Below are 11905 nucleotides of genomic sequence, written 5' to 3' on the forward strand. Positions count from 1 at the left end.
GCGTCGAATGACCGAACAACCGCGCAGGAGCTGCCGCAGGCTGCGATCTTTTGATTTTTGAGCGATATTGATAGGGTCAAAGTCAAAAGATCGTCCGAACGCGGCCCGAGCCTTCGGCAGCGCCTACATATCCTTTGCGAAGTCAGTCATGAAAATCTCGGCCAAACTCGCGTTTTTCACCCTCGTCAGCACCCTTGCCTACCTCGCGCTTGCGGTGTTCGGGCTGGGCGGGTTGACAGTTTTTTTCTCGCATCCGCCGCTGGTGGTCATTGCCCTGGCAACCGTGGTGATGGCGATCTTGTCTTTGTTCAGCGAGGGCAACCTGAGCTCCGGCGAGCGTGAAGACAAGGCCAATCGTTGGGTGTTGCCGGTCTTCGGGGTGCTCGGATTGTTGAGTGGGTATCTGCCGGCCTACACCGACCGGATCGACTTCTGGACCTTCGGTGGCGAGGGTGTGCGTTGGCTGGGCGCGTTGCTGTTCATCGGCGGCGGCGCACTGCGGATGTGGCCGGTGTTTGTGCTGGGCAAACGCTTCAGCGGCCTGGTGGCGATTCAGCCGGGGCACCGTCTGGTCACCGACGGGATTTATCGGACCTTGCGCAACCCCAGCTATCTGGGACTGCTGATCAATGGCGTGGGTTGGGCGCTGGCCTTTCGTTCCGGGGTCGGGTTGCTGCTGGTGGCGCTGATGTTGATCCCGCTGATCGCTCGCATTCGCTCCGAAGAAGCGCTATTACGCACGCAGTTTGGCAGTGAATACGAGGCTTATTGCAGCAGGACTTGGCGGTTGATCCCCGGGGTTTACTGACTCACATCAATCATAGTGGGAGCCGAGCTTGCTCGCGATGGGGCCGCTGCGGTCTGCCAAGGGATTTATGTTGTCTGTGCCGACGCCATCGCGGGCAAGCCCAGCTCCCACAGGGGACGCGGTCGATCAGAAAGAATGCAGGCAGATTCGGCCATCGGCGTCCGTACGGGCCTCGACCAAGTCGTAGCTGGCCAGGGTCGCATGCGGGGTCTGAAGCGGATGAACATGGGTCGCGGTGATAACCATGACGTGGGCACCCGCCGCTTCGCCTGCGCGAATACCGACGGCGGCATCTTCGAAGATCAGGCAATCGACGGGCTCGACCCCTAACCGATGAGCGGCCAGCCGATAGCCCGCAGGGTCGGGTTTACCGGCACTGACGTCTTCGGCCGTCACCATCACGCCAGGTTCGGGAATGCCTGCCGCCGCCATTCGGCGCAGGGCCAGCGCCCGTGGCGCGGAGGTGACGATGGCCCATTGGTTGGCGGGCAGCGACTTGAGGAAACTCGCCGCGCCAGCCACCTCGACAATCCCTTCCACATCCTCGATTTCCGCCTCGGTGATCCACGCGGCTTCAGCTTCAGCGTCCACCCCGGGCAAGGCCAGACGGGTAATGGTGTCGATGGCGCGAACGCCGTGGATGGTCGGCAGGAAGGTTTCGACATCGACGCCGTGGCGCAAGGCCCAAGTGGTCCAGATCCGCTCGGCGGCAGCGATGGAATTGAGCACAGTTCCGTCCATATCGAACAGAAAGGCACGGTACGAGGTATTGAACACGGATGCTTGAACTGACAAAGGACGATTTCCAGAACCAGGCGAATGTTGTCAGGCAATGTACATCACCCGCGTAGGAGCTGCCGCAGGCTGCGATCTTTTGATCTTCGTTCTTCCAAAAGATCGCAGCCTGCGCCAGCTCCTACACGGTCCGGTTTGAATGCAAAGCACTTTGCACACAATCGAGCAACTGCCCCACCGCCCAAGGCTTCTTGATGAACGCAACCCGATGTTTGACCCCGGAGCTCTTCGGGGTTTCGAAGCCGGACATGATCATGATCGGTTTGTCCGGCCAACGGTCGCCGAACTGATTGGCCAGGTCTGCGCCATTGAGCTTGCCCGGCATGGTGATGTCCGTCAGCAACAGTCCAACCTCCGGCGCATGCTGCTCCAGAAACTGCGACGCGGCGTCCGCGCTGACCTGTGCTTCAACCGCAAAGCCCTCCTCCTGAAGAATTTCGCAAAGAAACTCCAGGATCAACGGGTCATCCTCAACCACAAGAATCAATCCGTCAGACAAGTGCGCGCCCGCCGCTGATACTGGACCCATGACTGTGCCACTCCCTGATTACGTAAATGATTTGCGCGGGCTCAAATCCGCCACCTACAGGTATGAGCAGCGGACTTCGCGGAAAATTCATTTTTGATACACCTGACGTGGACGTTCGCCGTCCAGGCTGACAAATACGACCGTTTGTCAGCGCATAATTGTGGTTAAAATGCCGCCCCCCCATGCATGGCCGACTTTACCCGATGAACCCAGATGCCCTCTCCGTCCTCCACGACCATTTACTGACTGCGCTTGCGGCTGCGCCCGCAGAAACCCGTCGTCTGTTCCACGGCCGTGGCCGCTGCTGGCCGGGGCTGGAGCAATTGACTGTCGACTGGCTGCAGGGCGTGGTGCTGGTCTCGCTGTTCAAGGAACCAGACCCTGCGCAGCTGGAGGATTTGAAGCGGTTGCTGATGAAGATCACTCAGATGCCGGAGTGGAAACAATCCGGCGCGCAGACCTTGCTGCTGCAACATCGCTATCTGCTGCAAAGCACCACCGAATGGCTGCTCGGGGAGCCGATCGACGAGATGACAATCACCGAGGGCGGCCTGCAGTATCGCGTGGACCTGGGCCGCAAACAGAACACCGGCCTGTTCCTCGACATGCGCTACGGCCGCGATTGGGTGCGGGCCAATGCCCAGGGCAAACGCGTGTTGAATCTGTTCGCCTACACCTGCGGCTTCTCGGTAGCGGCCATCGAGGGGGGCGCGTTGCATGTGGTCAATCTGGACATGTCCAGCCCGGCCCTGAGCCGTGGCCGCGACAATCACCGGCTCAACGGCCATGACCTGAGCAAGGTCAGTTTTCTCGGCCATGACCTGTTCAAGTCCTGGGGCAAGGTGATCGGCAAGGGTCCATACGACCTGGTCATTATCGACCCGCCGTCCTTTCAGAAAGGCAGTTTTCTGCTGACCAAGGACTATCAGCGCGTGCTGCGCCGCCTGCCGGAACTGCTCAGCCCTCAGGGCTCGGTGCTGGCCTGCATGAACGATCCGGCTTTCGGTGCGGACTTTCTCATCGATGGCGTCACCCGCGAAGCGCCGAGCCTGCGGTTTGAGCAGCGGTTGGAAAATCCGCCGGAGTTTCCCGATGCCGATGTTGAGTGCGGGTTGAAGGCGTTGGTGTTCAGGCAGGGTTAGGAGCTGCCGCAGGCTGCGATCTTTTGACTTTGATTCAACAGCAGCCAGGCTGGCCGGGAGGATTAGACTAATGGTACTTGAGTGCCAGCCACCGGATTCTTACGATGGTCATACGTAGCGGTTGGAGGTTTAAGCCGTTGCGTGGGTGGTGAGTGAACTGAACCCCAATAAGCTCACCACTTGTTTCATGCGCATCTTGAGCCTCTGGGCTCTACTTCCTCCCCATCAAAGAGCTTCGAGGCTCTTTTTTTGTCTGTAAGAATTCCACAAACCATTTAAAGCCCGGCATCCGACCGGGCTTTCTCGTTTTTTATGCTGACTGCAAAACAGCTCATTCCGAGTGAGACACCCCCAGCCAAGACAGCAGCGTAACGCCACCTATACTACAAACCACCTTCCCCCACGGGGGGCTGCGCTACCAACAATAAAAAGCAGAGGTGGAACATGGTCTGGCAGCAAATCTACGACCCCTTCGGCAACCCGTTGCTATCAACCATCATGGCGGCGGTGCCGGTGGTGGTGATGCTGGTCTCCCTGGCGTTTTTCCACATCAAGGCGCATCTGGCGGCGTTGTTGGCTTTGGGCTCGGCCTTGCTGATTGCGATCTTCGCCTTCGGCATGCCGGCGGACATGGCAGGCTCGGCTGCGCTCTACGGCGCCGCCAACGGTATGCTGCCGATTGGCTGGATCGTGCTTAACATCATCTTCCTGCACCGGCTGACTACCGAGAACGGCTCGTTCAAAGTGCTGCAGGATTCCCTGGCGCGCATCACTGACGATCGACGTTTACAACTGCTGCTGATTGCCTTTTGCTTCGGTGCTTTCTTCGAAGGGGCCGCCGGTTTCGGTACCCCCGTGGCGGTGACCGGGGCCATTCTGATCGGGCTGGGCTTTTCACCCCTGGCCGCATCTGGCCTGGCGTTGATCGCCAATACCGCGCCCGTGGCGTTCGGCGCCCTGGGCACGCCCATCATCACCTTGGCCAAAGTGACCGGGCTGGATGAAATGGAGCTGTCGATGATGGTCGGCCGGCAGCTGCCGTTTTTCTCGGTGATCGTACCGTTCTGGCTGATCTGGGCCTTCGCCGGCTGGCGCAAGATGCTGGAAATCTGGCCGCCGATTCTGATTGCCGGGGTGAGTTTCGCCGTACCTCAGTTCCTCGTCTCCAACTACCACGGGCCGATGCTGGTGGATGTAATCGCCGCGCTGATTTCCATGGCCTGCCTGACCGGTTTCCTCAAGGTCTGGAAGCCGGCCACTGTGCATACCTCTGCCGCGTTGTCAGGCCGGGCCGACAACTCCACGGTGGAGGCGGACCCGGACGAGAAACCCAGCGCGACCTTTGCCCGCGACGCCAAACCCGCCGTCATGCGCGCATGGATGCCGTGGATTATCCTCACGGTCTTCGTCTTTGCCTGGGGCACTCAAAGCTTCAAAAACCTGTTCGACACCCGCCCGGTCATGGATCCGCAAACCCACTCGGCCAAGCTCGATCCCCAAGGCAAGCCGATGCGTGAGGCCAACCCGATCTTTGCCCCGACCTTGACCTTCGCCACGATTCACCAACAGATTGAGAAGGTCCCGCCCGTGGTACCCACGCCTAAAAAAGAGGACGCGATCTACAAGTTCACCTGGCTCACCAGCACCGGCAGCGGCATCTTGCTGGCGGCGATCCTCGGCGGGCTGCTGATGGGTTATTCGATCCCGCAGCTGCTGCACCAATACGTGCGAACGCTATGGGTGGTGCGTTACTCGCTCATCACGATTGTGGCCATGCTCGCTTTGGGTTTTATCACTCGCTACTCGGGCCTCGACGCCACGATGGGTCTGGCCTTCGCCGCAACGGGCATTTTCTACCCCATGTTCGGCACCTTGCTCGGCTGGCTGGGCGTTGCCCTGACCGGCTCGGACACGGCCTCCAACGTGCTGTTCGGCGGCTTGCAACGGGTAACCGCCGAGCAATTGGGCCTGAGTCCGGTATTGATGGCCGCGGCCAACAGTTCCGGTGGGGTCATGGGCAAGATGGTCGACGCCCAGTCGATCGTGGTCGCGTCCACCGCCACCCGTTGGTACGGCCATGAAGGTGAAATCCTGCGCTACGTGTTTTTCCACTCCGTGGTGCTGGCGATTCTGGTCGGCGGGCTGGTGACGTTGCAGGCGTATGTGGCGCCGTTCAGCCATATGGTGGTGGGCGGACATTAATAGAGGCGACTGCTGTTGGCCATGGCCCGGGTTCGCCAACCGGGCCATGGTTCAGGCCAGATAACCGCCGTTCACATCAGGCCGAAACTTGCGCATAGCAACAGTAGGCTAAGCTTTCAGCAGCTCATTGCTCACGATGCTCGATTCTGCAGGTTTTGGTTTGTTCTGGAGAGCGTCTGCAACAGCTATTTCAGACAGGCCCAAACCTTTCACGCAGGATTGACGTGATGACCGAGCCCCTCCTCAGCTTTGATGCACTCAAGCGCGCCGCTGCCGCAGGCGAGATCGATACCGTGTTGGTCTGCATGGTCGACATGCAAGGACGACTGGTTGGCAAGCGATTCCAGGTCGAATTTTTCATCGACAGCGGCCACGAAGAAACCCACTGCTGCAATTACCTGCTGGCCGACGACATCGACATGGAACCGGTGCCGGGTTATGCCGCGGCCAGTTGGAGCAAAGGCTATGGCGACTTTGTCCTGAAACCCGACATGGCCACCTTGCGTCGCGTGCCTTGGCTGGAATGCACGGCGCTGGTGCTCTGCGACGTGCTCGATCATCACCACAGAAGGGATCTGCCGCACAGCCCGCGGGCGATCCTGAAAAAACAGGTCGAGCGCCTGCGCGAGCGCGGCTATACCGGCATGTTCGCCTCGGAGCTGGAGTTTTATCTGTTCGACGAGAGCTATGAGGCGATCCACGAGCGCAACTACCACAAGCCGAAGACGGCCGGCCATTACATCGAGGATTACAACATCCTGCAGACCACCCGCGAGGAGCCAGTCCTGCGGGCGATTCGCAAACATTTGCAGGCCTGCGGCATTCCGGTGGAAAACTCCAAGGGTGAATGGGGGCCGGGTCAGGAAGAGATCAACATCCGTTATGCCGATGCGCTGACCATGGCCGATCACCACGTGATCATCAAACACGCCTGCAAAGAGATCGCGCAACTGCAAGGCAAAGCGATCACGTTCATGGCCAAGTGGCGCTATGACGCCGCCGGTTCCAGCAGCCATGTGCACAATTCGCTGTGGGACAAGAATGGTAAAAAATCACTTTTCTTTGACCCCAAGGCCGAGTTCGGCATGTCGAAACTAATGCGCTCCTGGGTGGCCGGGCAGCTCAAATACGCCAACGACATCACCTGCTTTCTCGCGCCCTACATCAATTCGTACAAGCGCTTTCAGGCCGGCACCTTTGCCCCGACGCGGGCCGTATGGAGCCGGGATAATCGCACCGCAGGCTTTCGGTTATGCGCGGAAGGCAGCAAAGCCATTCGCATCGAATGCCGCATCGGCGGTGCCGACCTCAACCCCTATTTGGCCTTCGCCGCTCTGATCGCTGCGGGCCTTGCCGGTATCGACGAAAAACTCAGCCTGGCGCCGCCTTTCGAAGGCGATGCCTACGTTGACGAGCACTTGCCTGAAGTGTCGAAAACCCTGCGCGAGGCCTGCGCCGCGCTCAAGGCGTCGAGCATGTTGCGCGAGGCGTTCGGTGATGAAGTGATCGACCACTACGTGCATACCGCTGAGTGGGAACAGAAAGAGTACGACCGGCGAATCACCGACTGGGAACTGCAGCGCGGCTTCGAGCGCTATTGAGCACGCCATGACAGAGATCGTTCAACTCATCTCCCCGGTCGATGGCCGGGTCTACGCCGAACGCCGCCGTGCCGATGCAGCGCAGCTCGACCAGGCACTGGAGGCGGCCGCAACCGCCCAGGCGCAATGGAAGCGCCGGCCACTGAGTGAACGCGCCGCGTTTTGCAGCGCCGCCGTGGACGCGATGTTGGCGATGAAGGCCGAGATCGTGCCGGAACTGGCCTGGCAGATGGGCCGCCCGATACGCTTCGGCGCCGGCGAACTGCGCGGTTTCGAAGAACGTGCGCGGCACATGATCGCCATTGCGCCTGAGGCATTGGCAGCGATTGAACCTACGCCCATCGCCGGTTTTCGGCGCTGTATCAAACGGGAACCGCTGGGTACGGTGCTGGTCGTCGCACCCTGGAATTATCCCTACCTGACGGCGGTGAATACGATCATTCCGGCGCTGATGGCCGGCAACAGCGTCATCCTCAAACACGCGTCACAAACGCTGCTGGTTGGCGAACGTTTCGCCGAGGCCTTGCGCCGCGCCAATCTGCCCGAAGGCCTGTTCCACAACTTGCTGCTCGATCATCAGCAGACCGCCGCGATCATCGCTTCAGGACGCGTGCAGCAGGTGAACTTCACCGGTTCGGTCGACGCTGGCAAGGACATGGAACACGCAGCCGTCGGAGGTTTCCTCGGCATAGGCCTGGAGCTCGGCGGCAAAGACCCCGCCTACGTCCGGGCAGATGCCAACCTTGAGCATGCGGTGGAAAACCTGGTGGACGGCAGTTTCTTCAACTCCGGGCAAAGCTGTTGCGCCGTCGAACGTATCTATGTCGATGAGAAAATTTACCCGGCCTTTGTCGAGCGCTTCGTCGCCTTGACCCGCCAATACGTACTCGGCAATCCGCTGGACGAAGCCACCACCCTCGGCCCGCTGGTCACGCCGAGCGCTGCTGAATTCGTTCGCGGACAGATCGCCGATGCACTGGCAAAAGGGGCCAGGGCGTTGATCGATCCAAAGGACTTTCCTGCCGACGCACCGGGCAGCGCCTACCTCGCGCCGCAGGTATTGGTGGACGTCACCCACCAAATGTCGGTGATGCGCGGAGAAAGCTTTGGCCCGGTGGTCGGCATCATGCCGGTGGCCAGCGACGACGAAGCCATCGCGTTGATGAACGACAGTGAGTTCGGGCTCAGCGCTTCCATCTGGACGCAAGACCTCGCCGCCGCCGAACGCATCGGCGACGAGATCGCCACCGGCACCGTATTCATGAACCGCTGCGATTATCTGGACCCGGCCCTGGCCTGGACCGGGGTGAAAAACAGCGGGCGCGGCGTAACGCTGTCGCGCCTTGGCTATGAACACCTGACCCGCGCGAAATCCTTCCATCTGCGCCACGAGATCTGAGCCATGAGCCTGACCGCGAACTGGAACTACCCCACGAGCATCCGCTTTGGCGTCGGCCGCATCGCCGAACTGGCCGAGGTCTGCCGCAGCCAAGGGATCCAGCGACCGTTGCTGGTCACCGACAGTGGCCTGGCGCGTGCCCCGATCACCACGGCGGCGCTGGAATCGTTGCGCGCTGCCGGCCTCGGTGTAGCACTGTTTTGCGACCTCAAGCCCAACCCCATTGAAGCCAACCTGGCGGGTGGGCTCGACGCCTGGCGCGCCGGCAATCACGATGGCGTGGTCGCCTTCGGCGGTGGCAGCGGTCTGGATATGGGCAAACTCATCGCGTTCATGAGCGGTCAGACCCGACCGGTTTGGGATTTCGAAGACATCGGCGACTACTGGACACGCGCCGACGAAAGCAGCATCGCCCCGGTCATTGCGGTGCCGACCACCGCAGGTACCGGCTCCGAAGTCGGCCGTGCAGCGGTGATCATCGACGAGCGCACGCACACCAAACGCATCATTTTTCACCCGAAGATGATGCCACGGGTGGTCATCAGCGATCCGGCCCTCACCATCGGCATGCCGGCAAAAGTCACCGCCGGCACCGGCATGGATGCGTTTGCCCATTGTCTGGAATCGTACTGCGCTCCCGGTTTTCATCCGATGGCCGAAGGCATTGCGGTGGAAGGCATGCGCCTGGTGGCCAACGCCCTGGTACGCGCCGTACACACCCCCTCCGACCTCGACGCGCGTGCACAAATGCTCGCGGCCGCCGCGATGGGCGCTACCGCTTTCCAGAAAGGTCTGGGCGCAATTCATGCGCTTTCGCATCCGGTGGGATCCCTGTACGACACCCACCACGGCATGACCAATGCCACCTTCATGCCCTATGTGCTGAAGTTCAATCGCCCGGCCATCGAGGAACGTATCACCCGTCTGGCGGCTTATTTGCGTCTGCCCTCCCCGGGCTTCGACAGCTTTCTGGCCTTCGTCCTCAAGCTGCGCAAAGACATCGGCGTACCGCATACGCTGTTTGAACTGGGGGTGGATGACAAGCAGGCCGATCTAATCGCGGACATGGCGATTGTCGACCCCTGCGCCAGCGGTAACCCGTTGCCATTGACACGAACGGGCGCGGCAGAAATTTTCGACGCGGCGTTTCACGGCCGTCTCTAGAGCAAGCGTCTGTCCATGGCCAACGTGTGAGCACGCAACCTGGATGGGTTTCAACCGTTAGAGGCAGGAGCAGTACGACAGGGGGTTGAAGACAAACCCATTCGGCAACGCACCACGCGGATGGATGTGGATCAAAACCTGAACAAGAGCACACGCTATGAGTCCAGTAAGCCAACCCGGCGCCACCGCGCCACAAGACGACGACCTCAAGGTGTTGCACAGCATGGGCTATGCCCAGCAACTCTCGCGACGCATGGGCGTTTTCTCCAACTTTGCCATTTCCTTTTCGATCATTTGCATTCTCTCGGGTGGCATCAACTCGCTGGCACAGGGCACCTCGGGTGCGGGCGGTGCGGCAATCGGCATCGGCTGGCCACTCGGTTGCCTGATCTCCGGAGTTTTCGCCATGGCCATGGCACAGATTTCCTCGGCCTACCCCACCGCTGGCGGCCTCTATCACTGGGGCTCGATTCTCGGTAACCGCTTCACCGGCTGGCTGACGGCCTGGTTCAATCTGCTGGGGCTGATTACGGTGCTCGGCGCGATCAACGTCGGCACTTATTACTTCTTTTTCGGTGCCTTCGGACCGGCTCTCGGCATGGAAGACACCATCACCACACGGATCACTTTCCTGGCTATCCTGACTGGCCTCCAGGCTTTGTGTAACCATTTCGGCATCGGCCTGACCGCAAAACTCACCGACTTCTCGGGCTACCTGATCTTCGCCACGGCGCTCGCGCTGACCATCGTCTGCCTGATCGCCGCACCCAGCTATGAGTTCGTCCGGTTGGTGACCTTCGGTAACTATTCCGGCGAGGCCGGCGGCAACGTCTGGCCACAGGTGTCGAACGGCTGGATTTTCATGCTCGGCCTGCTCTTGCCGATCTACACCATCACCGGCTATGACGCCTCGGCGCATACCTCCGAAGAAACCCATCAGGCATCCGTGTCGGTACCGGTCGGGATGGTCAGCTCGGTGGCCTGGTCGCTGCTGTTCGGCTGGGTCATGCTCTGCTCGTTTGTACTGATGTTGCCGAGCATGGACGAAGCGGCGAAGCACGGTTGGAATGTGTTCTTCTGGGCGATGGACACTCAGGTGAACCCGGCGATCAAGATGGCGCTTTACCTGGCGATTTTCATCTCGCAGGTGCTCTGCGGGCTGGCGACCGTGACCTCGGTTTCACGCATGATCTTCGCGTTTTCCCGTGACGGCGGCCTGCCCTTCTCGAAAGCATTAGCCTCAGTCTCACCGACCCATCGCAGCCCTGTGGCGGCGATCTGGACCGGTGCCACGCTCGCGGTGCTGTTCGTCTGGGGATCGTCCCTGGTATCGATCGGCGAAACGCCGGTTTACACGATCGTGGTCTCCTGCACGGTGATCTTCCTGTTCTTCTCTTTCATCATTCCCATCGTGCTGGGCCTGTTTACCTACGGGACCCCGAAGTGGCCACATATGGGGCCATGGAACATGGGGCGCGGGTTGTACTCGTTGTTCGCCATTCTCTCGATCCTCTCGATGGTGCTGATCTTTGTCATCGGCATCCAGCCACCGAACGATTGGGCGCTGTACATCACGCTTGGTTTTCTGATTCTGACGGCAATCGTCTGGTTCGCCTTTGAAGCCCGACGCTTCCAGGGCCCGCCCGTGGGCGAAATGATCATCAAGCGTCAGGCAGAAATCGCAGCGGCGGAAGAGGCGTTGAATAAACAGGTTGGAAGCTGATTGCCATAGCCATGAGCAGCGGGGCGCTGAGCGCCCCGCTTTTTTTGGTTTGCCTGGGACCGAACACTGGCCTGGTTTCGGCACTATTTGGCTTAGCGCCTCTAATTAATCAAGTACGAATAATGGCGATAAATAACTTAATACTTATGAAGAAGTCATTGAACACCTCTTCTCTAATCGCCATTCTTAATATTGAACATACCCTCTCCTAACCCATCGCGATTAATAAAATAATATTAAAAATTACTCCTCCATTGTCCATTGCATATTTATCCGCGCCTGCTTAACTGCAAAAACTGCTGATGACAGCAGTGCCCGTAAACACCACGGAAGGAATCGTTATGAGCAGTTCAATTCGCCATAGCATGCCCCCCTATGGGGTGGCCATCCAAGACGCGATCAAGGCAGGCAGCCTGCCGGAAATGAAGACACTATTGAAACAACGCGATGCATCCACACCAGAAAACAAAGAGCTAAGTAACGCTTACGAGCAATTGGCTAAGGAAGTCGCACGCCTGGAAAAGCACTAACAGCTATTTCCG

Annotated in this window: 10 protein-coding genes; 8 read left to right on the forward strand and 2 right to left on the reverse strand. The window is 59.7% G+C overall.

The window, feature by feature from the left end; genetic code table 11:
• The first annotated feature begins 148 nt into the window (after positions 1–148).
• Positions 149–808 (forward strand): methyltransferase family protein, encoded by a 660-nt coding sequence (locus tag ACZ3HH_RS01835; RefSeq protein WP_465802443.1) that lies wholly within the window; start codon positions 149–151, stop codon positions 806–808.
• Positions 809–934: 126 nt separating this feature from the next.
• Here the strand turns inward: ACZ3HH_RS01835 and ACZ3HH_RS01840 are convergent, their stop codons facing one another.
• Together ACZ3HH_RS01840 and ACZ3HH_RS01845 are read right to left on the reverse strand one after the other, a co-directional pair.
• Positions 935–1603, reverse strand: coding sequence for an HAD-IA family hydrolase (locus tag ACZ3HH_RS01840; RefSeq protein WP_465802445.1), 669 nt, complete (start codon positions 1601–1603; stop codon positions 935–937).
• 121 nt (positions 1604–1724) lie between these two features.
• Positions 1725–2132: a response regulator gene (locus ACZ3HH_RS01845; RefSeq protein WP_465802446.1), complete on the reverse strand. Its 408-nt coding sequence runs from the start codon at positions 2130–2132 to the stop codon at positions 1725–1727.
• 203 nt (positions 2133–2335) lie between these two features.
• On the opposite strand from ACZ3HH_RS01845, the gene ACZ3HH_RS01850 reads away from it, so the two are divergent.
• The 7 genes from ACZ3HH_RS01850 to ACZ3HH_RS01880 all read left to right on the forward strand — a co-directional run bounded on the left by ACZ3HH_RS01850 (position 2336) and on the right by ACZ3HH_RS01880 (position 11893).
• Positions 2336–3274 carry a class I SAM-dependent methyltransferase gene (locus ACZ3HH_RS01850; RefSeq protein ID WP_465802447.1) on the forward strand — a complete coding sequence of 313 codons (939 nt, stop codon included), beginning with the start codon at positions 2336–2338 and terminating at the stop codon, positions 3272–3274.
• A 444-nt stretch (positions 3275–3718) separates the two neighbouring features.
• Positions 3719–5476: an L-lactate permease gene (locus tag ACZ3HH_RS01855; RefSeq protein WP_465802448.1), complete on the forward strand. Its 1758-nt coding sequence runs from the start codon at positions 3719–3721 to the stop codon at positions 5474–5476.
• Positions 5477–5703: 227 nt separating this feature from the next.
• Positions 5704–7077: a glutamine synthetase family protein gene (locus ACZ3HH_RS01860; protein ID WP_258615622.1), complete on the forward strand. Its 1374-nt coding sequence runs from the start codon at positions 5704–5706 to the stop codon at positions 7075–7077.
• A 7-nt stretch (positions 7078–7084) separates the two neighbouring features.
• Positions 7085–8476, forward strand: coding sequence for an aldehyde dehydrogenase family protein (locus ACZ3HH_RS01865; RefSeq protein ID WP_465802450.1), 1392 nt, complete (start codon positions 7085–7087; stop codon positions 8474–8476).
• 3 nt (positions 8477–8479) lie between these two features.
• Complete coding sequence (locus tag ACZ3HH_RS01870) at positions 8480–9640, forward strand: iron-containing alcohol dehydrogenase (RefSeq protein WP_465802451.1); 1161 nt, start codon at positions 8480–8482, stop codon at positions 9638–9640.
• 157 nt (positions 9641–9797) lie between these two features.
• On the forward strand, positions 9798–11363 hold the full coding sequence (locus ACZ3HH_RS01875) for an amino acid permease (protein WP_465802453.1): 1566 nt from the start codon (positions 9798–9800) through the stop codon (positions 11361–11363).
• Positions 11364–11704: 341 nt separating this feature from the next.
• Positions 11705–11893, forward strand: coding sequence for a DUF1843 domain-containing protein (locus tag ACZ3HH_RS01880; protein WP_465802454.1), 189 nt, complete (start codon positions 11705–11707; stop codon positions 11891–11893).
• The last annotated feature ends 12 nt before the right edge of the window (positions 11894–11905 follow it).

This window comes from Pseudomonas sp. PME37.24/025 (assembly GCF_055556615.1).

What these genes read in the sequence shown, in the direction of transcription:
- ACZ3HH_RS01865 (WP_465802450.1), top strand. Translation starts at nt 7,085, where the DNA reads ATGACAGAGATCGTTCAACTCATCTCCCCGGTCGATGGCCGGGTCTAC.
- ACZ3HH_RS01835 (WP_465802443.1), top strand. Translation starts at nt 149, where the DNA reads ATGAAAATCTCGGCCAAACTCGCGTTTTTCACCCTCGTCAGCACCCTT.
- ACZ3HH_RS01855 (WP_465802448.1), top strand. Translation starts at nt 3,719, where the DNA reads ATGGTCTGGCAGCAAATCTACGACCCCTTCGGCAACCCGTTGCTATCA.
- ACZ3HH_RS01870 (WP_465802451.1), top strand. Translation starts at nt 8,480, where the DNA reads ATGAGCCTGACCGCGAACTGGAACTACCCCACGAGCATCCGCTTTGGC.
- ACZ3HH_RS01845 (WP_465802446.1), bottom strand. Translation starts at nt 2,132, where the DNA reads ATGGGTCCAGTATCAGCGGCGGGCGCGCACTTGTCTGACGGATTGATT.
- ACZ3HH_RS01875 (WP_465802453.1), top strand. Translation starts at nt 9,798, where the DNA reads ATGAGTCCAGTAAGCCAACCCGGCGCCACCGCGCCACAAGACGACGAC.
- ACZ3HH_RS01880 (WP_465802454.1), top strand. Translation starts at nt 11,705, where the DNA reads ATGAGCAGTTCAATTCGCCATAGCATGCCCCCCTATGGGGTGGCCATC.
- ACZ3HH_RS01860 (WP_258615622.1), top strand. Translation starts at nt 5,704, where the DNA reads ATGACCGAGCCCCTCCTCAGCTTTGATGCACTCAAGCGCGCCGCTGCC.
- ACZ3HH_RS01850 (WP_465802447.1), top strand. Translation starts at nt 2,336, where the DNA reads ATGAACCCAGATGCCCTCTCCGTCCTCCACGACCATTTACTGACTGCG.